Origin of the sequence: Streptomyces viridochromogenes DSM 40736, assembly GCF_000158955.1 — a bacterium.
Classification (GTDB): domain Bacteria; phylum Actinomycetota; class Actinomycetes; order Streptomycetales; family Streptomycetaceae; genus Streptomyces; species Streptomyces venetus.
The window spans coordinates 2,248,206-2,270,561 of sequence record NZ_GG657757.1 but is presented as its reverse complement, the minus strand read 5'-3'; the positions used below and the strand labels follow the sequence as shown (position 1 = coordinate 2,270,561).

General features: G+C 71.0%; 19 protein-coding genes. 12 read left to right on the top strand and 7 right to left on the bottom strand.

Features of this window, described 5'->3' with window-relative positions; translation table 11 throughout:
- Positions 1-452 precede the first annotated feature (452 nt).
- The 6 genes from SSQG_RS09945 to SSQG_RS09920 all read left to right on the top strand — a co-directional run bounded on the left by SSQG_RS09945 (position 453) and on the right by SSQG_RS09920 (position 6,799).
- On the top strand, positions 453-1,829 hold the full coding sequence (locus tag SSQG_RS09945; protein WP_039932275.1) for a TraR/DksA family transcriptional regulator: 1,377 nt from the start codon (positions 453-455) through the stop codon (positions 1,827-1,829).
- 267 nt (positions 1,830-2,096) lie between these two features.
- The gene (gene lspA / locus SSQG_RS09940; RefSeq protein WP_003989609.1) at positions 2,097-2,789 is read left to right on the top strand and encodes a signal peptidase II; all 693 of its coding nucleotides are present in this window, start codon (positions 2,097-2,099) and stop codon (positions 2,787-2,789) included.
- Between the two features lie 65 nt (positions 2,790-2,854).
- Entirely contained in the window at positions 2,855-3,799 is a 945-nt protein-coding gene (locus SSQG_RS09935) for an RluA family pseudouridine synthase (protein WP_003989608.1), read from the top strand.
- Complete coding sequence (locus SSQG_RS09930) at positions 3,796-4,275, top strand: GNAT family N-acetyltransferase (protein ID WP_003989607.1); 480 nt, start codon at positions 3,796-3,798, stop codon at positions 4,273-4,275. Before SSQG_RS09935 ends, SSQG_RS09930 begins: the two co-directional genes overlap by 4 nt.
- Positions 4,276-4,370: 95 nt before the next feature.
- Positions 4,371-5,957: a Na+/H+ antiporter gene (locus SSQG_RS09925; RefSeq protein ID WP_039932274.1), complete on the top strand. Its 1,587-nt coding sequence runs from the start codon at positions 4,371-4,373 to the stop codon at positions 5,955-5,957.
- 101 nt (positions 5,958-6,058) lie between these two features.
- On the top strand, positions 6,059-6,799 hold the full coding sequence (locus SSQG_RS09920) for an SDR family NAD(P)-dependent oxidoreductase (RefSeq protein ID WP_003989605.1): 741 nt from the start codon (positions 6,059-6,061) through the stop codon (positions 6,797-6,799).
- Between the two features lie 93 nt (positions 6,800-6,892).
- Here SSQG_RS09920 and SSQG_RS09915 read toward each other — a convergent pair whose 3' ends face one another.
- Positions 6,893-8,020: a mechanosensitive ion channel family protein gene (locus SSQG_RS09915; RefSeq protein ID WP_003989604.1), complete on the bottom strand. Its 1,128-nt coding sequence runs from the start codon at positions 8,018-8,020 to the stop codon at positions 6,893-6,895.
- A gap of 108 nt (positions 8,021-8,128) precedes the next feature.
- Between SSQG_RS09915 and SSQG_RS09910 the strand changes: the two genes are divergently transcribed.
- The gene (locus SSQG_RS09910) at positions 8,129-8,698 is read left to right on the top strand and encodes a dienelactone hydrolase family protein (RefSeq protein ID WP_003989603.1); all 570 of its coding nucleotides are present in this window, start codon (positions 8,129-8,131) and stop codon (positions 8,696-8,698) included.
- Positions 8,699-8,718: 20 nt separating this feature from the next.
- Here the strand turns inward: SSQG_RS09910 and SSQG_RS09905 are convergent, their stop codons facing one another.
- From SSQG_RS09905 to SSQG_RS09890, 4 genes are all read right to left on the bottom strand, one after another.
- A complete protein-coding gene (locus SSQG_RS09905; protein WP_003989602.1) occupies positions 8,719-10,389 on the bottom strand; it encodes an alkaline phosphatase D family protein in 1,671 nt (556 codons plus the stop codon).
- 95 nt (positions 10,390-10,484) lie between these two features.
- Positions 10,485-11,303, bottom strand: coding sequence for a thioredoxin domain-containing protein (locus tag SSQG_RS09900; protein WP_003989601.1), 819 nt, complete (start codon positions 11,301-11,303; stop codon positions 10,485-10,487).
- A 96-nt stretch (positions 11,304-11,399) separates the two neighbouring features.
- Entirely contained in the window at positions 11,400-12,095 is a 696-nt protein-coding gene (locus SSQG_RS09895) for a hypothetical protein (RefSeq protein ID WP_003989600.1), read from the bottom strand.
- A 78-nt stretch (positions 12,096-12,173) separates the two neighbouring features.
- Positions 12,174-13,499 carry a DUF2252 domain-containing protein gene (locus SSQG_RS09890; RefSeq protein WP_003989599.1) on the bottom strand — a complete coding sequence of 442 codons (1,326 nt, stop codon included), beginning with the start codon at positions 13,497-13,499 and terminating at the stop codon, positions 12,174-12,176.
- A gap of 216 nt (positions 13,500-13,715) precedes the next feature.
- Between SSQG_RS09890 and dnaE the strand changes: the two genes are divergently transcribed.
- Positions 13,716-17,255: a DNA polymerase III subunit alpha gene (gene dnaE / locus SSQG_RS09885; RefSeq protein ID WP_003989598.1), complete on the top strand. Its 3,540-nt coding sequence runs from the start codon at positions 13,716-13,718 to the stop codon at positions 17,253-17,255.
- Between the two features lie 115 nt (positions 17,256-17,370).
- Here the strand turns inward: dnaE and SSQG_RS38960 are convergent, their stop codons facing one another.
- A complete protein-coding gene (locus tag SSQG_RS38960; RefSeq protein ID WP_244299081.1) occupies positions 17,371-17,535 on the bottom strand; it encodes a hypothetical protein in 165 nt (54 codons plus the stop codon).
- Positions 17,536-17,757: 222 nt separating this feature from the next.
- Here SSQG_RS38960 and SSQG_RS09880 point away from each other — a divergent pair, with 222 nt between their 5' ends.
- The 4 genes from SSQG_RS09880 to SSQG_RS09865 all read left to right on the top strand — a co-directional run bounded on the left by SSQG_RS09880 (position 17,758) and on the right by SSQG_RS09865 (position 21,756).
- Complete coding sequence (locus SSQG_RS09880; RefSeq protein WP_039932273.1) at positions 17,758-18,969, top strand: NYN domain-containing protein; 1,212 nt, start codon at positions 17,758-17,760, stop codon at positions 18,967-18,969.
- A 123-nt stretch (positions 18,970-19,092) separates the two neighbouring features.
- Positions 19,093-20,067 carry an ABC transporter ATP-binding protein gene (locus SSQG_RS09875; protein WP_039932271.1) on the top strand — a complete coding sequence of 325 codons (975 nt, stop codon included), beginning with the start codon at positions 19,093-19,095 and terminating at the stop codon, positions 20,065-20,067.
- 91 nt (positions 20,068-20,158) lie between these two features.
- Positions 20,159-20,980 carry an ABC transporter permease gene (locus SSQG_RS09870; protein WP_003989594.1) on the top strand — a complete coding sequence of 274 codons (822 nt, stop codon included), beginning with the start codon at positions 20,159-20,161 and terminating at the stop codon, positions 20,978-20,980.
- A 56-nt stretch (positions 20,981-21,036) separates the two neighbouring features.
- A complete protein-coding gene (locus SSQG_RS09865) occupies positions 21,037-21,756 on the top strand; it encodes a DUF2567 domain-containing protein (RefSeq protein WP_003989593.1) in 720 nt (239 codons plus the stop codon).
- 99 nt (positions 21,757-21,855) lie between these two features.
- Here the strand turns inward: SSQG_RS09865 and ybaK are convergent, their stop codons facing one another.
- On the bottom strand, positions 21,856-22,353 hold the full coding sequence (ybaK, locus tag SSQG_RS09860; RefSeq protein WP_003989592.1) for a Cys-tRNA(Pro) deacylase: 498 nt from the start codon (positions 22,351-22,353) through the stop codon (positions 21,856-21,858).
- Positions 22,354-22,356 lie beyond the last annotated feature (3 nt).

The window sequence follows — 22,356 nt, the reverse complement described above, 5'->3', positions numbered from 1 at the left end:
GGCGCTCGGCTGCGGCTTTCTTCCGACGGCTCCGGGGTGATCTTCACGTCGCGCTCACCCCCGGGCTTCCACCGTCCCCGGGTCGCTCTGGGCTGCGTACGCCGCTACTCGTCCCCATCCACGCTTTTCGCTCCGCCCAGTGTACGGCGCCGCGCGGACAGCGGCCGACCGCTTTTCGGGACGGCCGGGGCCAGGGAGGCGTACGGGATTCCGTTTGGGGGATTTATGGGTTTGATGACCCGATTGGGGAGGTATAGGTGTTCGGATCCTGGGACGTCCGGCTCGGCGGATTACCCGGCGGGGAGCTGGGCACAACGGATGCAGGTTCGCCGCGCGGCGTGCGCGAGGCGGGCGAATCGGGCGGTGTGCCCCGTTGCCGCGGGACTCAAGTCGATTTATCGTCCCAGCACGATTTCGCGAGCAAGATCACAATATGTGAAGGGGCCGCGGCCATGGTGGCGAAGAAGACCGCCGTACAGCAGTCGGCCTCCGGCAGGTCCGCGGAGGCCTCCGGCGGTGCGGCCAAGGACGTGGGCGGGAAGAAGACCACGCAGGGGGGCTCGGCGGGGCGGGCGGCGAAGGGTGCGGCCGGGAAGGCGACCGAGGGGACGAAGGCGGCTGTCACCAGGACGAAGACGGCCGTCAAGAAGGTGACGGCCAAGAAGGCCGCTGCCGGGAAAGCGGTGGCCGGGAAGGTGGCGGCCAAGGGGACGGCGGCCAAGAAGGCGGGGGCCGAGGCTCCGGCCGGGAAGGCGGCTGCCGAGAAGACGGCCGTGCAGGAGACGGCTGTCGAGGAGACGGAGGCCGGGAAGGCGGCAGCCATAGAGGTGGCGGCCACGAAGGCGACTCCCAGAAAGGCGACGCCCAGAAAGGCGGCGGCCAAGAAGGCCCGGACCAAGGAGGCGGCGGGCACCAAGACGGCAGCCGGGAAAGCGGCTGCCAAGAAGGCGGCCAAGGAGGCGGCGGCCGGGAAGGCGGCAGCCGCAGAGTCGACAGCCACGAGGGCGGCGGCCAAGGAGACGGCGGCCCCCAGCAAGGTGGCCACCAAGACGGCGGCCAAGGAGACGGCGGCCCCCAGGAAGGTGGCCACCAAGACGGCGGCCAAAAAGGCGGCGGCCGAGGGGGCGGCGGCCAAGAAGGCCGCTGTCAAGAGGGCGAAGGCCGCCAAGGCCGTCGCCGCGGAGAAGGACGTCGAGGCCGAGGGCGTTCGCGCCGGAGGCAGGAGCACCACCACGAAGGGCGCGGCCGGAAAGGGCACCACCCGGACCGGCGCGGTCACACAGGACACGGCCGGGAGCAGCACGGCCAAGAATGCGGGTGCGGCCGAGGCCGCGCAGCAGACGGGAGCGACGACGGTGGGTGCGAAGAAGACCCCTGGCACGGCCACGGCGGCCAAGACCGCGGTTCCCAAGGCGCGGGGCGCGGCGGAACCCGGTGAGCTCGCGGTACGCCCGGGCGAGGACCCCTGGACGGCGAAGGAGGTCGACGAGGCGCGTGCCGAGCTCCAGTCCGAGGAGACCCGGCTGCGGGAGGAGATCACCTCGTCCGAGCGGTCCCTCGCCGGCCTGATGCGGGACTCCGGGGACGGCGCGGGCGACGACCAGGCGGACACCGGCACCAAGAACATCACCCGCGAGCACGAGCTGGCCCTGGCCGCGAACGCGCGCGAGATGCTCGTCCAGACCGAGCGCGCCCTGGAACGTCTCGACTCGGGCACCTACGGCCTGTGCGAGAACTGCGGCAACCCCATCGGCAAGGCCCGGATGCAGGCCTTCCCGCGGGCCACCCTGTGCGTGGAGTGCAAGCAGAAGCAGGAGCGCCGGTACTGACCTGCGACCGAATGCCTACTGAGCACGTGGGGCGCACAGAGTGTGCCGTACCCTCGTCCCAGGGCCTGTCTGACACATTCCCGCCTGCCCCGCGACGCCTGGCACGCGCGCTCGCCGCGTTGCCGCACCGCCCGCCGTGGCTCCGCCACGAGGGCGCTCCGGCGCCTTGCGATCGCACGCACCAGACGCCGCGGGCCCCGCCCTGCGGGCGGACGACGGGAATGTGTCGGGCAGGCCCTGGTCAGGCACCTAGGTTGAAGGACTCACGTGGCAGAGGCGGAGCGCATCATCGGTACGCCGGACACACCGGACGCGGCCGGCAGCGGGCAGGAGCGGCCCGGCGAGCACACGGCCTCGGGCGAGCGCGCCGACTCGGAGGTCACCCGCGCCCCGGCCGGTGGGTCCGGCACCGACGCGGCGGCCGCCGGAGCGTCCGGCACCGATCGGCCGGAGGCCACGGCCGGGCGGCCCCGGGGCAAGCGGCGGATCGCGGTCCTGTTCGCGGTCGCCGCCTTCGCCTACGCCCTCGACCTGGTCAGCAAGTTGATCGTGGTGGCCAAACTGGAGCACCACCCGCCCATCGAGATCATCGGGGACTGGCTGAAGTTCGAGGCGATCCGCAACGCGGGCGCGGCCTTCGGCTTCGGCGAGGCCTTCACGGTGATCTTCACCGTGATCGCGGCGTCGGTGATCGTGGTGATCGCCCGGCTCGCCCGCAAGCTCTACAGCCTGCCCTGGGCGATCGCGCTCGGCCTGCTGCTCGGCGGTGCGCTGGGCAACCTCACCGACCGGATCTTCCGGGCGCCGGGTGTCTTCGAGGGCGCGGTGGTGGACTTCATCGCACCGAAGCACTTCGCCGTGTTCAACCTGGCCGACTCGGCGATCGTGTGCGGCGGCATCCTGATCGTGCTGCTGTCGTTCAAGGGGCTCGACCCGGACGGGACCGTCCACAAGGACTGAGCCCCGCACGGAGTTGTCCACAGGCGCCGTACGGGGCCGACGATCCTGTCCGGCATACTCGACGGGTGAGCACGATTCCCGAGATCCGTACCCTGCCCGTGCCCGACGGCCTGGAGGGCGAGCGCGTCGACGCCGCCATCTCCCGCATGTTCGGCTTCTCCCGGACCAAGGCGGCCGAGCTCGCCGCCGGCGGGAAGGTCACGGTCGACGGATCGGTGGTCGGCAAGTCGGAGCGTGTGCACGGCGGCGCCTGGCTGGAGGTCGAGATGCCGCAGGCGCCCGCGCCGGTGCAGGTGGTGGCCGAGCCGGTCGAGGGCATGGAGATCGTGCACGACGACGATGACGTGGTCGTGATCGCCAAGCCGGTCGGCGTGGCCGCGCACCCCTCGCCGGGCTGGACCGGGCCGACCGTCATCGGAGGCCTCGCCGCCGCCGGATACCGGATCTCGACGTCGGGCGCCGCCGAGCGTCAGGGGATCGTGCACCGGCTGGACGTGGGCACGTCGGGGCTGATGGTGGTGGCCAAGTCGGAGTACGCGTACACGTCGCTGAAGCGCCAGTTCAAGGAGCGCACGGTCGACAAGCGGTACCACACGCTCGTCCAGGGCCACCCCGACCCGACCAGCGGCACCATCGACGCCCCGATCGGCCGGCACCCGCAGCACGACTACAAGTGGGCGGTCACCGCCGACGGCAAGCCGTCCGTCACGCACTACGACCTCATCGAGGCGTTCCGCGCGGCCTCCCTGCTCGATGTGAAGCTGGAGACCGGCCGCACCCACCAGATCCGCGTCCACATGGCCGCCCACCGGCACCCCTGTGTCGGGGACCTCACCTACGGCGCCGACCCGACGCTCGCCAAGCGGCTCCATCTGACCCGCCAGTGGCTGCACGCGGTGCGGCTCGGGTTCGAGCACCCGGGGGACGGGCAGTGGGTGGAGTTCGCCAGCGACTACCCGGCCGACCTGCAGAAGGCCCTGGACCAGGTCCGGGAGGAGACGTACGGATGAGCAGCACGCCGTCGCCGTCGTACGTGGTGCGGGTCGCCGAGGGCCCGGCCGACCGTGAGGCGTGCTTCGCCGTGCGCAAGGAGGTCTTCGTCGGCGAGCAGGGCGTGCCGGAGGAGATCGAGTACGACGCGTACGACGCCGGGGCCGTCCATGTGCTGGCGGTCCGGGAGGACGGTGTGCCGCTCGGGACCGGGCGGCTGCTGCACGGGGAGGCGGCCGTGGCGCAGACCGGCGCCGGACCGACCGTGGGTTGCCTCGGCCGGCTCGCCGTGGCGGGCTCCGCACGCGGGCTCGGTGTCGGCGTCGCCCTGGTGCGGGCCATCGAGGACGCGGCACGCGCGCGCGGGCTCGCGGCCGTGGACCTGCACGCGCAGACGCACGCGCTCGGCTTCTACGAGCGGCTCGGCTACGAGCCGTACGGGCCCGAGTACATGGAGGCGGGCATTCCGCACCAGGGGATGCGGCGTTCGCTCTAGCCCCGCGTGACGGGTGCCGAAACGGTTTGCCCTGGGAGCTGCGTGGCAGGCTTGAGGTCAGTTGTGTGACCGTTTGACCTCCCGGAGCGCTGACCGTGGATCAGTTGGCCCTGCTGTTCGTGCTGCTGCTCGGGGCCGTGATCAGTGTGCCCGTGGGCGACCGGTTCAAAGTGCCCGCGCCGGTGCTGATGACGCTCCTGGGGATAGTCCTCGCGCTGCTGCCGTTCGTGCCGAACGTCGAGATCCCGCCGGACCTGATCCTGCCGTTGCTGCTGCCGCCGCTGCTGTACGCGGCCGTGCGGCGCACCTCGTGGCGGCAGTTCACGGCGAACAAGAGGCCGATCTTCCTGCTCGCCGTGGCACTGGTGTTCGTCACCATGGCCTCTGTGGCCGCCGTGGCCGACGCGATCGTGCCGGGCCTGCCGCTCGCCGCGGCGTTCGCCCTCGGCGCGCTGGTGGCGCCGCCCGACCCGGTCGCGGCGACCGCTGTCGCCGGGCAGCTGGGGCTGCCGCGCCGGCTGGTGTCGATCCTGGAGGGTGAGGGGCTCTTCAACGACGTGACGGCCATCGTCCTCTACCACGTGGCGATCGCCGCCGCCGTCAGCGGGACGTTCTCGCCCTGGAGCGCGGGGCTCGATCTGGTGCTGTCGGCCGTGGTGGCGGTGGCCGTGGGCATCGCGCTGGGCTGGGGCGCGAACAAGCTGATGGAACTGCTCGGGGACGCCACGCTCCAGATCGGGCTCACCCTCCTCGTGCCCTACGCCTCGTACGTCATGGCCGAGGAACTGCACGGGTCCGGGGTGCTCGCGGTGCTCACCACCGCGGTGTTCCTCGCGGAGTACGGGTCCGACGCCGACGACGTCATGACGCGGCTGGCCGGGCACACGTTCTGGAACATCGTCGACACGCTCGTCACCGGTGTCGCGTTCGGGCTGGTCGGCCTCGAGCTGCACAACGCCATTCGCACCGCTTCCGGCCGGTGGGGCGAGCTGCTCGGATGGGCGGCGGTGGTGGTGGTCGTCGTCGTGCTCGTCCGGCTGCTGTGGCTGATGCCGGCGACCTGGCTCACCAAACGGCTGCACGCGCGGCGGGACTACGACGAGGACATCCCGGTGAGCTGGCGCGAGACCGTGGTGATGTGGTGGTCGGGGATGCGCGGGGTGGCCTCGGTGGCGCTGGTGCTGGCCATTCCGCTGGAGACGGACGCGGGGGCGCCGTTTCCCAGCCGGGACGAGATCATCTTCATCGCGTTCGGGGTGATCATGGCGACCCTGGTGCTGCAGGGGCTGACGTTGCCGTGGCTGGTGCGGCGGCTCGGCGTGAAGGCCGACACCGATCACGAGAAGGAGCTGGCGAAGGAGCTGGCCATCCGGGCGTCGAAGGCCGCGAAACACCGGCTCCGGGAGATCGAGGAGACCGAGGAGCTGCCGGAGGAACTGTCCGAGCAGATGCTGCGGCGGGCCTTCGACCTCGGGGTGCGGATCAGCCCCGAACTGGCCGAGGACGAGCGGCGGGAGGCGTACCGCGAGCGGGCGCGGCGGGTGAAGCGGGTGCGGCGGATCCAGCAGGAGATGCTGAGCGCGGCGCGGCACGAGGTGCTGGCGGCGCGGAGCGAGCCCGGGGCGGATCCGGAGGTCGTCGACCGGGTGCTGCGCCATCTCGACGTGCGCAGTCTGCGGTGAGCCGGCCGGCCACGCGTCGCCCGTGACGTTTCGTCGAGAGGCCGGAGATTCCCTGGGGGACGGTTCGCCGTCGGCGGCTGACGGGCCGTAAGGTCGTCGGTATGGCACGGAATGTAGTGATCAGTGGTGGGGGTACGGGAATCGGGCTCGCGACGGCCCGGGTGTTCGCCGAGGACGGAGACCGGGTGTTGCTGCTCGGGCGGCGGCCTGAAGTGCTGGAGAAGGCCGCGGTGCCCGGGGCCCTGACCTACGCGGCCGATCTGGCCGAGCCGGAGGACGTGCGCGGTGTCGCCTCGTTCGTGGAGCGGGAGCTCGGGGCCGTGGACGTGCTCGTGCACGGCGCCGGGGGCAACGGGCTGCTGGAACCGGACGCCGGGAGCGACGATCCCCTCGCGGGCGTCGCCCATACCTGGACCGTGAACTTCCGGCTCAACACCCTGACCGCCGTCCTCCTCACCGAGGCGCTGAAGCCGCGGCTCGCCGAGCCCGGCGGGCGCGTGCTGTTCCTCGGCTCCATCGCCGCCTACCGGGGCTCCGGAAGCGGGGCCTACGCGGCGGCCAAGGCCGGTCTGCACCCCTACGCCCACGATCTCGCCCGCGAGCTGGGACCACGCGGCATCACGGTGAACGTGGTCGCGCCCGGCTACGTCGAGGACACCGAGTTCTTCGGAGACGCGATGGACGAGGAGCGCCGGGCACGGCTCGTCGGCGAGACCTCGACCGGGCGGGCCGGCACCCCCGGGGACGTCGCCGGGACCCTGCACTGGCTCGCCTCCCCGGGCGCCGGGCACATCACCTCGCAGATCATCCAGGTCAACGGCGGCGCCGAGCGCGGTCACTGACCCGTGCCGGGACGGCCGCCCCGCAGACGACGGCCGCCCCATGTCAGAGGACGGCCGCCCGCGTCACGGGCGGCCGTCCTCGTCGCTCCCTCCTCAGCGTTCCGGGCGTCCCGAGCTGTGGTAGCGCCGCTGCTGGAGCGGCACCCCGTCCGGGGACGGATTGTGGCCGTTGCCGGAAGAGGGCGGCAGGATCGCGTCCGCCGTGTTCACCCGGGGCAGGGCGTACGGGTGCTCGTCGGCCAGCCAGCGGACCATCTGCTCGCGGACCGCGACCCGTACGGTCCATATGTCGTCGGCGTCCTTCGCGGTCACCAGAGCCCGCACCTGGATGGTGTTCGGGGTGGTGTCCGTGACGCACAGGTTGTAGGCGCGGCCGTCCCAGGCCGGGCACTCGCGCAGGATGTCGCGGAGCTTGTCGCGCATCGCTTCGACGGGGGCCGTGTGGTCGAGGTGCCAGAAGACGATGCCGGTCATCTGCGGGGTGCCCCGCGACCAGTTCTCGAACGGCTTGGACGTGAAGTACGACACAGGCATCGTGATCCGGCGCTCGTCCCAGGTGTGGACGGTCAGGTACGTCAGGGTGATCTCCTCGACGGTTCCCCACTCGCCGTCCACCACCACGGTGTCCCCGATGCGCACCATGTCGCCGAAGGCGATCTGGAAGCCGGCGAACATGTTGCTCAGCGTGGACTGGGCTGCGACACCGGCGACGATGCCGAGGATGCCGGCCGAGGCCAGCAGCGAGGCGCCCGCCGCCCGGAACGCCGGGAACGTCAGCAGCATGCTCGCCGCGGCCACCACGCCGACGATCGCGGACACCACCCGCATGATCAGTGTCACCTGGGTGCGCACCCGGCGGACCCTGGCCGGGTCGCGGTGGGCCCGGGCACTGGCGTACCGGCTGTACGACGTCTCGACGATCGCCGCCGCGATACGGATCACCAGCCAGGCGGTCGACCCGATCAGTACCAGGGTCAGCGTCCGGCCGATGCCTTCGGCGCGGCTCTCCAGCAGTTCCGCCTCGTCGTACGACCCTCTCAGCAGGGCCGCCAGGAGCACGAGCTGGTAGGGGATGCGGCCGCGGCGGAGCAGACCCCACAGCGGGGTCTCGTGGTGCCGTTCGTCGGCCTTGCGCAGCAGGAGGTCGGTGGCCCAGCCGATCACGAGCGTGAGCACGACCGAGCCACCGACCACGATCAGCGGTCGTAGCAGGTTCTCCATGCCCCCGAACCTAACCGGCTCCCGGGGGGCATGAACATGTGACTTCCGCTGCGTCCTGGGTAGTGCCGCCAAGCCGGGTTGTCACACCCCGCTGGCACCATGGCCTACATGAACATCATGCTCTTTCACTCGACCCAGGGGTTGCGGCCCGCGGTGCTCCAGGCCGCTGACAGACTGCGCGCGGCCGGACACGAGGTGTGGACCCCCGACCTCTTCGACGGGCGTACGTTCGACACGGTCGAGGAGGGGATGGAGCACAACGAGAAGATCGGCAAGGACGAGCTGCTGAAGCGGGCCGTGCTGGCCGCCGCGCCTTACTCGGAGCGCGGGCTGGTGTACGCGGGGTTCTCGCTCGGCGCCTCCATCGCGCAGACCCTCGCCCTCGGCGACGAGAAGGCGCGCGGCCTGCTGCTCCTGCACGGCACGTCGGACATCGCGCCCGGCGTCACCGCGGAGGACCTGCCGGTCCAGCTGCATGTGGCGGAGCCGGACCCCTTCGAGACGGACGACTGGCTCAGCGCCTGGTATCTCCAGATGGGCCGGACCGGCGCCGACGTGGAGGTGTACCGGTACGCGGGGGCCGGCCACCTCTACACCGACCCCGACCTGCCCGACTACGACGAGGAGGCCGCCGAGGCCACCTGGCGGGTGGCGCTCGGCTTCCTCGAATCCCTCTAGGAAGTCGTCAAGGCCGGCTCTTACACAGGGTCGTAGGCGCGCTCGACCTTCTGCGTGCCGCTGCGTGTGCGGTACGAGCGGGCCCAGGCGGCCGTGGCGTCGCGCTCGGTGCGGTCGGAGACGACGTAGTAGTCCATCTGCGCGCGCTCGGCCGTGATGTCCAGGACGCCGTAGCCGTGGCGGTCGGTGTCGACCCAGTGGACGTGCCGGTTGGCGGCGCGGATGACGGGCGAGGCGACGGACGAGACCGTCCCCTCGGGGACCTTGACGATGTCGTCGAGATTGTCCGAGGTGACCGAGGTGACGACGAACTCCGTGGCGGCCGACGGCGACAGCGGATAGGTGCCGGCGTCCACCGGCACGTCGTTGGCCCACGCCATGTGGATGTCGCCGGTGAGGAAGACGGTGTTGCGGATCGCGTTCGCGCGCAGGTGGGCCAGCAGTTCGCGGCGGTCGTCGGTGTAGCCGTCCCACTGGTCGGTGTTGAGAGCGAGTCCCTCCTGCGGCAGGCCGAGCAGCTTGGCGAGGGGCTTCAGCAGGTCGGCGGAGAGCGAGCCGATGGCGAACGGCGAGATCATCACCGAGTTGCCGACCAGCCGCCAGGTCGTGTCGGAGGCCTTCAGGCCCGACTTGAGCCAGTCGAGCTGGGCGCGGCCGGTGAGCGTACGGTCCGGGTCGTCGACCCCGCCGTTGCCGACCTTCACCTGCTGGGAGCGGAAGGACCGCAGGTCCAGCAGCGAGAGGTCGGCCAGCTTGCCGAAGCGCAACCGGCGGTAGGTGGTGCCCGCGAGCGCCGGGCGTACCGGCATCCACTCGAAGTAGGCCTGCTTGGCCGCGGCCTGGCGGGCGGACCAGGCGCCCTCCGCACCCTCCGTGTGGTTCTCGGCGCCGCCCGACCAGGTGTCGTTGGCGAACTCGTGGTCGTCCCAGATCGCCACGACCGGGGCCGTCGCGTGCAGCGCCTGGAGGTCCGGGTCGGTCTTGTACCGCGCGTGCCGGACGCGGTAGTCGGCGAGCGTGACGATCTCGTGCTCCGGGGCGTGCGGGCGCACGACTTTGCCGCGGGTGGCGTACTCGCCGGTGCCGTACTCGTAGATGTAGTCGCCGAGGTGCAGCCAGGCGTCCAGGTCGCCGCGGGCCGCGAGATGGCGGTACGGGGAGAACCAGCCGGCCTCCCAGTTGGCGCAGGAGACCACGCCGAAGCGGAGGTTGGTGACGGCCGCGTCGGCCGCCGGGGCGGTGCGGGTGCGGGCGGCGGGGGAGTCGGTGCCGCCGGCGGAGAAGCGGAACCAGTAGTCGGTGGCCGGTTCCAGGCCGCGGATGTCGGCCTTCACCGTGTGGTCGGAGGCGGCGGTCGCGGTGGTGGAGCCCTTGGCGACGACCGTGGTGAACGCCTTGTCCCTGGCGACGACCCAGCTGACGTCGGTGTCCGGGCCGATTCCGGAGCCGGGTATGGCCTCCGGTACGGGCGTCACACGGGTCCACAGCAGGATGCCGTCCGGCAGCGGGTCACCGGAGGCGACGCCGTGCAGGAAGGCGGGGGCCTGGTCGGCGGCGCGCGCGGGCAGGGCCGCCGCCAGCGGTCCGGCCAGGACAGCGGTCGCCGCCGCGGCCTTGACGACCGTACGGCGGCGCGGGGTGAGGGAGTTGAGGCCCTCTGACGTCTTCGATGATCTGTATCGACTGGTCACGACCGATCAGGTTACTGATCGGTATGCACCAGAGCGGGCGAACTCGGAAAGTTCGCCCGCTCTTCACGCGGTGGTGGGTCCCTGACCCGCCGTCACTACTTCTTGAGGGCCTCGCCCACGACCCGGTTGAAGTCGGCGACCGTCATCAGCGGCGTGCCCTGGCTGTCGGCCGTGAGCTGCTTGCCGTCCATGACGAAGCCCGGAGTGCCCTTCACGCCGTCCTTGTTGTCGTCGAAGGTCTTCGACATGGCCATCGCCCAGGCGTCGTAGGTGCCCTTCTCGACCGCGTCCTGGAACTTCTTGTTGCCCTTCAGCTCCGGGACGGTGTTCGCGACCTTGATCAGGTAGCTGTCGTCCTTGAACTTGTCGGTCGTCTCGTCCGGGTGGTACTTCGCCGAGTACAGCGCGGCCTTGTAGTCGAGGAACGCCTGGTCGCTCACGTTCAGCGCGGCGCCCAGGGCGCTCAGGGCGTTCTTGGAGCCCTCGCCGTTGTCCTTGTTGTCGATGAACGTGGCGCCGACGAACTGCATCTTGAACTTGCCGTCGTCGATGTCCTTCTTCACGGTCGAGCCGACGGTCTGCTCGAACTGGGCGCAGACGGGGCAGCGCGGGTCCTCGTAGATCTTCAGGGTCTTCTTGGCCGAGTCCTTGCCGATGACGACCGTGGTGCCCTTGGTGCCCGTGGTGTTGGCCGGGGTGACGACCTTGGCGTCCTTCTGGCCCTCCCAGTAGCTGGGCTTGTTGGCCTGGACGACCGCGTAGCCGATGCCGCCGGCTATCGCCAGGACGCCGACGATGGAGCAGGCGACGACGATCTGCCGCTTGGCCTTCGCCCGCTTGGCCTCGCGCTCGCGCTCGGCGCGCAGCCGCTCCCGGGCCGCCGTCTTCGCCGACTGGCTGTTCCGCTTGCTCATGGTGATGTTCTCCGTAGGGGACACGCACACGTCGTGTGCGCAATACGTAAGGGGGACTGCTCGTGCTCGAAAGTGCCGTGCGTCACGGCGGGTGCCTCAGGCGAAGGCGGGGGAGCACGGCGGTCCGCGCCGTCCCAGGGAGTACGCGAGGACCAGGTCGCGGGCGGTCGACGTGCGGTCCGCGGCCCGTGAGGGCAGCCGGCGCCCGGCCGGGGCCCGCCGCACCGCCACCGCGGCGACCGCCAGCAGCAGCGGCCGGAACGTCGTAGCCGTGACCGCCCGCAGCAGCTGGGCCAGAGCCCGCTCGCCGCGGCGCAGCCAGACGGCGGCGGCGAGGCCGACGCCGATGTGCGCGCCGAGCAGCAGCCAGGAGGTGGCCGGGTCGGCATGCGCGACCGCGGCCGCGAGCCGGTCCGTGCCGGCGGCGCCGGCCATCCTGGCCAGCGGCGTGCCGACCTCGCCTCCCCCGCACAGCACGTCCAGGCCGACCGACCGCAGCGGGCCTGCCACCGGGCCGCCCGCCCGGCCGTAACAGGCGTGCTGGCCCGTGGTGAACACCGTGTCGGCGCCCAGTTCCAGCGGGATCAGCAGGGCCGCGATCCGCCCGAAGGAACGCTCGCGGCCCGCCAGGGCGTACGCGATCACGAACACGGCGGTGGCGACCGCGGCCACCGTGCTCACCGGCAGCGGGGCCTGGGACAGCAGGACGTGCGACGCGGTGCTGAGCGTCACGACCACGGCCGTGAACAGCGCCGCGCGCACGGCTCTGAGCTGGATCCCGGATATGTCCATAGCGAAAGGAGAGTCTGTCACGGAGGCCGGTAAGGGACCCCTAAAGGATGCCTGTGAGGGCGCGGACGGCCAAAAACCTCACAGACCCGGAATCCTTCCGTTGCGGAACAGATCCACGAAGGTCTGGTGGTCGGCACGGGCGCGTGCGCCGTAGCCGTGCGCGAAGTCGACCAGCAGCGGTGCGAAGCCCTCCTCGTCCGCGGCGATCGCCGCGTCGATGGCCCGCTCCGTGGAGAACGGCACCAGGGACTCACCGGACTGGTCGTCCGCCGCCGAGTGCATCGTGGCCGTGGCCCGGCCGAGGTCGGCGACCACCTGGGCGATCTCCTCCGCCTCGTCGATGTCGCCCCAGTCGAGATCCACCGCGTACGGCGAGACCTCGGCGACCAGCTGGCCCGCGCCGTCCAGCTCGGTCCAGCCCAGCCACGGGTCGGCGTGCGCCTGGAGGGCGCGCTGGGAGATGACCGTGCGGTGCCCCTCGTGCTGGAAGTAGTCGCGGATCGCCTGGTCCGTGATGTGCCGGGAGACCGCCGGGGTCTGGGCCTGCTTGATGTAGATCACGACATCGTTCTCCAGGGCGTCGCTGTGGCCCTCCAGGAGGATGTTGTACGACGGCAGCCCCGCCGAGCCGATGCCGATGCCGCGGCGGCCCACGACGTCCTTCACGCGGTAGGAGTCCGGGCGGGCCAGCGAGCTGTCCGGCAGGGTCTCCAGGTAGCCGTCGAACGCGGCGAGCACCTTGTAGCGGGTGGCCGCGTCCAGCTCCACCGAGCCGCCGCCCGGTGCGAAACGGCGCTCGAAGTCACGGATCTCCGTCATCGACTCCAGCAGGCCGAACCGGGTCAGCGAGCGGGCGTCCCGCAGCGCGTCCAGCAGCGGGCCCTGCGCGGTGTCCAGCGTGAACGGCGGCACCTCGTCGCTCTTGGCGCCGGTGGCCAGGGCGTGGATCCGCTCGCGGTAGGCGACCGCGTAGATCCGCACCAGCTCGGAGATCTGCTCGTCGCTGAGCGCCTTCGCGTACCCGATCAGGGCGATGGACGCGGCGAAGCGCTTGAGGTCCCAGGTGAAGGGGCCGACGTAGGCCTCGTCGAAGTCGTTGACGTTGAAGATCAGGCGGCCGTTGGCGTCCATGTACGTGCCGAAGTTCTCCGCGTGCAGGTCGCCGTGGATCCACACGCGCGAGGTGCGCTCGTCCAGATACGGACCGCCCCGCTTCTCTGCGTCCAGGTCGCGGTAGAAGAGGCACGCCGTACCCCGGTAGAAGGCGAAGGCCGAGGCCGCCATCTTCCGGAACTTCACGCGGAACGCGGCCGGGTCGGCGGCCAGGAGCTCGCCGAAGGCGGTGTCGAAGACGGCGAGGATCTCCTCACCGCGGTGCTCCTCGTCGAGCTGCGGGAACGACATCGCTGGGTGCCTCCTGGTGCGTACGTCTGGGGACGGCGGGTCCGTCCTCTGCCTAACGTGCTGTGGTCCGCGGGAGTGCCCGCGACCCTCGCACGAAGGTACGCGGGGCAGCCCCCCGAGTGTCAGTGCCGGGGCATAGACTTCGACGCTGTCCCCCAGACTGTCCGCAGCCTGTCGGACCCCATTGGTCGTATGTTTTTCCTGGAGGCCGCAGCCGTGTCAAAGCCGCCGTTCACGCACCTGCACGTCCACACCCAGTACTCGCTGCTGGACGGTGCCGCGCGGCTGAAGGACATGTTCAACGCGTGCAACGAGATGGGCATGTCGCACATCGCCATGTCCGACCACGGCAACCTCCACGGGGCGTACGACTTCTTCCACACGGCGCAGAAGGCCGGGGTCACGCCGATCATCGGCATCGAGGCGTATGTCGCGCCCGAGTCCCGCCGCAACAAGCGCAAGATCCAGTGGGGCCAGCCGCACCAGAAGCGGGACGACGTCTCCGGTTCCGGTGGTTACACCCACAAGACGATGTGGGCGGTGAACTCGACCGGCCTGCACAACCTCTTCCGGCTGTCCTCCGATGCGTACGCCGAGGGCTGGCTCCAGAAGTGGCCCCGGATGGACAAGGAGACCATCGCCCAGTGGTCCGAGGGGATCGTCGCCTCCACCGGCTGCCCCTCCGGCGAGGTCCAGACCCGGCTGCGCCTCGGCCACTTCGACGAGGCCCTGAAGGCCGCCGCCGACTACCAGGACATCTTCGGCAAGGACCGCTACTTCCTGGAGCTGATGGACCACGGCATCGAGATCGAGCACCGGGTCCGTGACGGTCTGCTGGAGATCGGCAAGAAGCTCGGCATCCCCCCGCTGGTCACCAACGACTCGCACTACACGTACGCGCACGAGGCGTCGGCCCACGACGCCCTGCTGTGCATCCAGACCGGCAAGAACCTCTCCGACCCGGACCGCTTCAGGTTCGACGGCACCGGCTACTACCTGAAGTCCACGGACGAGATGTACGCCATCGACTCCTCGGACGCCTGGCAGGAGGGCTGCGCCAACACCCGGCTGATCGCCGAGATGGTCGACACCACGGGCATGTTCGAGAAGCGCGACCTGATGCCCAAGTTCGACATCCCGGAGGGGTACACCGAGGTCAGCTGGTTCCGCGAGGAGACCCTGCGCGGCATGCACCGCCGCTTCCCGGACGGCATCCCGGACGACCGCATGAAGCAGGTCGAGTACGAGATGGACACCATCATCTCGATGGGCTTCCCGGGCTACTTCCTCGTGGTCGCCGACTTCATCATGTGGGCCAAGAAGCAGGGCATCGCGGTCGGCCCCGGCCGAGGCTCCGCGGCCGGCTCGATCGTCGCCTACGCCCTCGGCATCACCGACCTCGACCCCATCCCGCACGGCCTGATCTTCGAGCGGTTCCTCAACCCCGAGCGCATCTCCATGCCCGATGTCGACATCGACTTCGACGAGCGCCGGCGCGTCGAGGTGATCCGGTACGTGACGGAGAAGTACGGCGCCGACAAGGTCGCCATGATCGGCACGTACGGCACCATCAAGGCCAAGAACGCGATCAAGGACTCCGCGCGCGTACTCGGCTACCCCTACGCGATGGGCGACCGCCTCACCAAGGCCATGCCCGCCGACGTCCTCGGCAAGGGCATCAACCTCGACGGCATCACCAACCCCGAGCACCCCCGCTACTCGGAGGCGGGCGAGATCCGGGCGATGTACGAGAACGAGCCCGACGTGAAGAAGGTCATCGACACCGCCAAGGGCGTCGAGGGCCTGGTCCGGCAGATGGGCGTGCACGCCGCCGGCGTGATCATGTCCAGCGAGACCATCACCGACCACGTCCCGGTCTGGGTCAGGCACACCGACGGCGTCACCATCACCCAGTGGGACTACCCGAGCTGCGAGTCGCTCGGCCTGCTGAAGATGGACTTCCTGGGCCTGCGCAACCTGACGATCATGGACGACGCCGTCAAGATGGTGAAGTCCAACAAGGGGATCGACATCGATCTCCTGAGCCTCCCCCTCGACGACCCCACGACCTTCGAACTGCTCCAGCGCGGCGACACCCTCGGCGTCTTCCAGTTCGACGGCGGCCCCATGCGGTCCCTGCTCCGGCTGATGAAGCCGGACAACTTCGAAGACATCTCCGCCGTGTCGGCCCTGTACCGCCCGGGCCCGATGGGCATGAACTCCCACACGAACTACGCCCTTCGAAAGAACGGCCAGCAGGAGATCACGCCGATCCACCCCGAGCTGGAGGAGCCCCTCAGGGAAGTCCTGGACGTCACCCACGGCCTGATCGTCTACCAGGAGCAGGTGCAGAAGGCCGCCCAGATCATCGCCGGCTACTCGCTCGGCGAGGCCGACATCCTCCGCCGCGTCATGGGCAAGAAGAAGCCCGAGGAACTGGCGAAGAACTTCGTCCTCTTCCAGGAGGGCGCCCGCAAGAAGGGCTTCAGCGACGAGGCCATCCAGGCCCTGTGGGACGTGCTGGTCCCCTTCGCCGGCTACGCGTTCAACAAGGCGCACTCCGCCGCGTACGGCCTGGTCTCGTACTGGACCGCCTACCTGAAGGCGAACCACCCCGCCGAGTACATGGCCGCCCTGCTCACCTCGGTGAAGGACGACAAGGACAAGTCGGCCGTCTACCTCAACGAGTGCCGCCGCATGGGCATCAAGGTGCTCCCGCCGGACGTCAACGAGTCGATGTCCAACTTCGCGGCCCAGGGCGACGACGTGATCCTCTTCGGCCTCTCCGCCGTCCGCAACGTCGGTACGAACGTCGTCGAGTCGATCATCAGGTGCCGCAAGGCCAAGGGGAAGTACGTCTCCTTCCCGGACTACCTCGACAAGGTGGAGGCGGTGGTCTGCAACAAGCGCACCACCGAATCGCTGATCAAGGCCGGCGCCTTCGACGCCATGGGCCACACCCGCAAGGGCCTGACCGCGCACTACGAACCGATGATCGACAACGTGGTCGCGGTCAAGCGCAAGGAGGCCGAGGGGCAGTTCGACCTCTTCGGCGGCATGGGCGAGGACGAGAGCAGCGAGCCGGGCTTCGGGCTCGACGTGGAGTTCTCCCCCGACGAGTGGGACAAGACCTATCTGCTCGCCCAGGAGCGGGAGATGCTCGGTCTGTACGTCTCCGACCACCCGCTGTTCGGCCTGGAGCACATCCTGTCCGACAAGGCCGACGCGGGCATCTCCCAGCTGACCGGCGGTGACTACTCCGACGGCTCCGTGGTCACCATCGGCGGCATCATCTCCGGCCTCCAGCGCAAGATGACCAAGCAGGGCAACGCCTGGGCCATCGCCACCGTCGAGGACCTCGCCGGCTCGATCGAGTGCATGTTCTTCCCCGCGACCTACCAGCTCGTCTCGACCCAACTCGTCGAGGACGCCGTGGTGTTCGTCAAGGGCCGCCTCGACAAGCGCGAGGACATCCCACGGCTCGTCGCGATGGAGCTGATGGTGCCGGACCTCTCGAACGCGGGCACCAACGCACCCGTGATCCTCACCATCCCCGCCACCCGGGTCACACCGCCGCTGGTCAGCCGCCTGGGCGAGGTCCTCAGCCACCACAGGGGCGACAGCGAGGTCCGGATCAAGCTCCAGGGACCCACCAAGACGACCGTGCTGCGTCTGGACCGGCACCGGGTGAAGCCCGACCCGGCGCTCTTCGGCGACCTGAAGGTGCTGCTCGGACCGTCCTGCCTGGCGGGCTGACGCAGGGCTCCAAGTCAGGGAGCCGGGGAGCTCTCGACGCGCCTGAGGGGCGTACCCGGTACCGGGGTACGCCCCTCACGCATGTGCGGGGTCTCAACAACCCGTCACACAGATGTCAGTTGTGGCCGAAGCTGCGCTTCCGCTTGTGGGAGGCCACGTCGCCGGGGGTCATGTCGGCCTCGGGCTGGGGCTCCGCCTCCGCCGCGGGACGGCGGTCCGCCCGCTGTCCGCGCTCGGTCGGACGCTGCTGCTTACGGTCACGGTTCTTGTTCTTGGCCATGGTGATGCCTCCTGTGGGGGATCTAGGGGCCAGGGCCGGGACCAGATTCACACAGGCCGACAACGATCGCATGTCGGACAATTACCGTGCGTGACAGGGGCGGTCGCGGCCGGAACCTCCGAAACGCCACGCCGAAGATCGAGTTCCGGCCGTTAACCTCCGCGCCGTCGGGCAGACTCGAAGCAAGCCCGAAACAAACCTCCTGGGAAGAGGGTGAGTCGCGTGGACCGCTGCATCGTCCTGGTGGACGCCGGGTATCTGCTGGGAGCCGCGGCGAGTCTCCTCGCCGGGGAACCCTCCCGGTCCCGGATCACCGTCGACCACGCCGCCCTCATCCAGGGGCTGCGCGAGCGTGCCGAGTCCGACACGCAGCAGCCACTGCTGCGCATCTACTGGTTCGACGGCGCCCCCGACCGCGTCCCGCAACCCGAGCACCGCAGGCTGCGCGTGATGCCCCGGGTCACCGTCCGGCTGGGCGCGCTGACCCGAAGCGACGGCCGCTGGGCGCAGAAGGGCGTGGACGCCGCCATGCACGCCGAGCTCACCGAACTGGCCCGCAACCGTGCCTGCTCCGACGTCGTCCTCGTCACCGGCGACGGCGACCTGCTGCCCGGCATGATGGCCGCCAAGGAGCACGGCGTCGCCGTCCACCTGTGGGCCGTCCAGGCCGCCGACGGCGACTACAACCAGTCCGAGGACCTGGTCGCCGAGGCCGACGAACGGCGCGTGCTGGACCGTACGTGGATCACCAAGGCCGTCCGCGCCAAGGAGTACAACGGGGTGTGCGCGCCGCAGCCCGTGACCCGGCCCGAGATCGCCGCGATCCTCTCCGCGCCGCTGCCCGACTCCGCCCTCGCCGCATCGGCCGAGCGGCCCGCCCAGCCGCCCCCGCACCCGGCGGCCGGCACCGGGCAGAACGGCACGGAGGAGCGGCTGCCCGCCGCCAAAGGGGTCCCCACGCCCAAGGACCTGGCCGCCCTGCGTGGGCCCGGCGTCCAGCCCGCCCAGCACCCCGCCTCCGCAACCCTGCGCTGGTCCTCCGACAAAGGCTGGGTCGACCGGCCCACGGCCGAGCCCCCCGAGGCCGCCTCGATGCCGACGCTCGCCCAGCTGACCACGGCCGAGCAGCGCTGGGCCGACCGCGAGGAGGACATCACCACGGTCGGCGGCGACCCCTACGAGGTCGGGCAGGTCTTCGCCCGGCGCTGGGTCGAACGCCTCGGCGACCAGACCCACCTCCAGAAACTGTCCGGCATGTACCCGCGCGTCCCGCACCGCGTGGATGGCGAGCTGCTGCGCTACGCAGCCCGCTTCGGCCTGCTCGCCCACAAGGACGACCAGATCGACGAACGGGACCGCTACGCCATCCGGGCCGGATTCTGGAAGGAGATCGGCGTGCGCACGGGCGTGGAGCACGCACCCGTCGGCGACTGACGTCTGTGCCGGCGGATTTCCCTTTGCGGACCGACCCGGGAGCGGACCGGGGCGCCCGACACCGTAGTCTCGTCCCTTGTGAGTAAGCGCGCGGCACAGGCATTTCGGCACGACGGTGACGTCGTGTGCGCGGTGCGCGGGCTGACCAAGACCTATCCGGCGGTCCGGGGCAGGCGCGGCGCGCCCGGCACCCCCGAGGTCCGCGCCACGGACGACGTGACGCTGGACATCCGCCGGGGCGAGATCTTCGGCCTGCTCGGGCCGAACGGCGCCGGCAAGTCCACCCTCGTACGCCAGCTCACCGGGCTGATGCGGCCCGACACGGGCAGCGTGGAGATCCTCGGGCACGACATCGTGCGCCATCCGGAGCGGGCCGCGCGGATCCTCGCCTACCTCGGTCAGGAATCGACCGCCCTCGACGAGCTGACCGTGTCGCTGGCCGCCGAGACCACCGGTCGGCTGCGCGGACTGGACGTACGGCGGGCGCGGGCCGAGCGGGACGACGTACTCGACGAACTGGGGCTCGCGTCGCTCGCCGGGCGTCCGCTGAAGAAGCTCTCCGGGGGGCAGCGGCGCCTGGCGTGCTTCGCCGCGGCGCTCGTGGGGGAGCGGCCGCTGCTCGTGCTCGACGAGCCGACCACCGGCATGGACCCGGTGGCGCGGCGGGCCGTCTGGTCGGCGGTCGACCGGCGGCGGGCCGAGCGCGGCACGACCGTGCTGCTCGTCACCCACAACGTCATCGAGGCCGAGACCGTGCTGGACCGGGTGGCCGTCCTGGACCGGGGGCGGGTGATCGCCTGCGACACGCCGGGCGGGCTCAAGGAACAGGTCGCCGGCGAGGTGCGGGTGGACCTGGTGTGGCGCGACGCGGCACCGCTGCACGTCCCCGAGGTGGCCGCGCTGCGGGACCGCGTCGTGGAGGCGGGCCGTCGCTGGACGCTCCGGCTCGGGCCCGAGGAGGCCCGGGCGGTGGTCGCCACCGTCACCGGAGGGGCGGCCTTCGCGGCCCTGGACGACTTCACGCTGGCCACGCCGAGCCTGGAGGACGTGTACCTGGCCCTGGGCGGTGCCGCGCGGCAGGGACTGGTGAAGGCGTGAGAAGCATCGAGGCCCTGAGCGCGCGGGCCGCCGTGTCCGTATCGAACAGGGCGACTGCCGCAGTGCACCGAGCGAAGGGAAACAGCGCGACGTGAGTGTCGTACCCGCCGATGTCCTGCCGGGCAGTGCCCTGGCCGCTGAGGAGCCCGCCGCGAACGCGGCCGAGCTCGGACCTCGCGCGCGGTTGTGGCCGTCGCTGGCGGCCGTGTACCGGGCGCAGCTCTCCCGGGCGCGGGTCGCGCGGATCCCGCTGCTGTTCGTGGCGACCTTCCAGTCGATCGGGATCATGATCCTGATGCGCGGGGTCGTGGACGACGGCGCGGAGGCGCAGGCGGTCGTCGCCGGCTCGTCGGTCCTGGTGGTCGCCTTCGTCGCGCTGAACCTCCTCGCGCAGTACTTCGGTCAGCTGCGGGCCAGCGGCGGACTCGACCATTACGCCACCCTGCCGGTGCCGCCGGCAGCGGTGGTGCTGGGCGCGGCGGGCGCGTACGCGTCGTTCACCGTCCCCGGGACCGTCGTGACCGCGGTGTTCGGCTGCGTGCTGTTCGGGCTGCCGCTGGCCCATCTGTGGATCCTCGTGGCCGTGATCCCGCTCGCGGGCGCCGCGCTCGCCGGCCTGGGGGCGGCGCTGGGGCTGCTCGCGCCCCGGCCGGAGCTGGCCACGCTGCTCGGCCAGATGGGCATGTCGGCGGCGCTGCTGCTGGGCGTGCTGCCGGCCGACCGGATGCCGGAGGTCGTGCGCTTCACACGGGATCTGCTGCCGTCGACGTACGGTGTCGAGGCCTTCGCCCGGACGTTCGGGCCGGATCCCGACTGGGCCTTCGTCCTCGGTGACCTCGCCGTGTGCGGGGCCGTGGGCGTCGTCTCGCTGGCCGTGGCGACCTGGGCGTACCGGCGGGCGGCCGTCCGGTGAGCGGGGAGGGGTCGTCCGGTGACGCGGAGCACAGGCGGGCCTGGCACGATGGCAGGGTGACCGCACCACTGACTCCGCCACCGCCACCGCATGAACGTTCCGCGCAGGGCGCGTGGCAGCCGCCGGACGCCGGGTCCGCGGCGTACGGGCCCCAGGCGCAGGGGGCGCACGCTCCGGGGGCCCAGCATGCCGAGTACGCCGGGCACGGCTGGTACGGACAGGACGGGCCCGGAATGAAGACGGAAGTGCGGGAAGCCGCCCTGATCTCGGTGGCCGTGGCGCTCGGCGGGGTGCTGCTCGGGGTCCTGTGGTGGTGGCTCGCGCCGCACGTGCCGCTGGTCGGTGCCGTGGTGAACGGCGACTGGGTCGTCTACCTCAAGGACACCGAGGGGGAGCAGGCCATCGGGGTGGACGGGACGTTCACGCTGCTCGCGCTGGGCTTCGGGGTCGTGAGTGCCCTGGTGGTGTTTCTGCTGCGGCGGCGCGGGGGTGTGCCGCTGGTGGTGGGGCTGGCCGTCGGGGGGCTGCTCGGGGCGCTGCTGGCCTGGCGGGTCGGGGTGTGGCTCGGGCCCGGGGAGGATGTCGTCGCGCGTGCGAGGGAGGTGGGCAAGGGGGTGACGTTCTCGGCGCCGTTGAAGTTGGGGGCGAAGGGGGCGTTGCTGGCCTGGCCGTTTGCCGCGCTGGTGTTTCATCTGGGGTTGACGGCGTTGTTCGGGCCTCGGGATCCGGAGCCGGAGTTCGGGGACGGGGCGTATCCGGGGCCGCCGGCTGCTTAGTGCTCGGCGTCGTCGCTGAGGACGGGTGGGTGCGCAACCCGGCGTCGCGGGGTGCCGCTGCGCCCACCCGTGCCGCCCCAGCGGCACGACTGCCCGCAGCTAACGTCGGATAGACGCGAGTACCGCTTCCGTCAGCTTGGACAAGTCCCCCGGGGACAGTTCCACTTCCAGGCCTCTCCTGCCCGCCGAGACGCAGATCGTCGGGTGGGACGTGGCCGAGGTGTCCAGGACCGTGGGGAGTTTTCTGCGTTGGCCCAGGGGGGAGATGCCGCCCCTGACGTAGCCCGTCGTGCGTTCCGCCAGGGTCGGGTCGGCCATCGTCGCTCGTTTGCCGCCGGTCGCCGCTGCCAGGGCCTTCAGGTCCAGTTGGCCCGCGACCGGGACCACCGCGACCGTCAGCGTGCCGTCGACGTCGGCGACCAGGGTCTTGAAGACGCGGTCCGGGGAGACGCCCATCGCCTCGGCGGCCTCCTCGCCGTAGGAGGGGTGGGCGGGGTCGTGGTCGTAGGAGTGGACCGTGAACTCCACGCCCGCCGCCGTGAGCGCGACCGTCGCGGGGGTGCCGCCCGCCTGCTGCTTCTTCGACTTCTTCGCCATCCC

Coding starts and splice junctions, on each gene's coding strand:
- SSQG_RS09920 (WP_003989605.1), top strand. CDS start 6,059: ATGGCACGGAATGTAGTGATCAGTGGTGGGGGTACGGGAATCGGGCTC.
- SSQG_RS09930 (WP_003989607.1), top strand. CDS start 3,796: ATGAGCAGCACGCCGTCGCCGTCGTACGTGGTGCGGGTCGCCGAGGGC.
- SSQG_RS09910 (WP_003989603.1), top strand. CDS start 8,129: ATGAACATCATGCTCTTTCACTCGACCCAGGGGTTGCGGCCCGCGGTG.
- SSQG_RS09895 (WP_003989600.1), bottom strand. CDS start 12,095: ATGGACATATCCGGGATCCAGCTCAGAGCCGTGCGCGCGGCGCTGTTC.
- SSQG_RS09900 (WP_003989601.1), bottom strand. CDS start 11,303: ATGAGCAAGCGGAACAGCCAGTCGGCGAAGACGGCGGCCCGGGAGCGG.
- SSQG_RS38960 (WP_244299081.1), bottom strand. CDS start 17,535: ATGGCCAAGAACAAGAACCGTGACCGTAAGCAGCAGCGTCCGACCGAG.
- ybaK (WP_003989592.1), bottom strand. CDS start 22,353: ATGGCGAAGAAGTCGAAGAAGCAGCAGGCGGGCGGCACCCCCGCGACG.
- SSQG_RS09890 (WP_003989599.1), bottom strand. CDS start 13,499: ATGTCGTTCCCGCAGCTCGACGAGGAGCACCGCGGTGAGGAGATCCTC.
- SSQG_RS09945 (WP_039932275.1), top strand. CDS start 453: ATGGTGGCGAAGAAGACCGCCGTACAGCAGTCGGCCTCCGGCAGGTCC.
- SSQG_RS09915 (WP_003989604.1), bottom strand. CDS start 8,020: ATGGAGAACCTGCTACGACCGCTGATCGTGGTCGGTGGCTCGGTCGTG.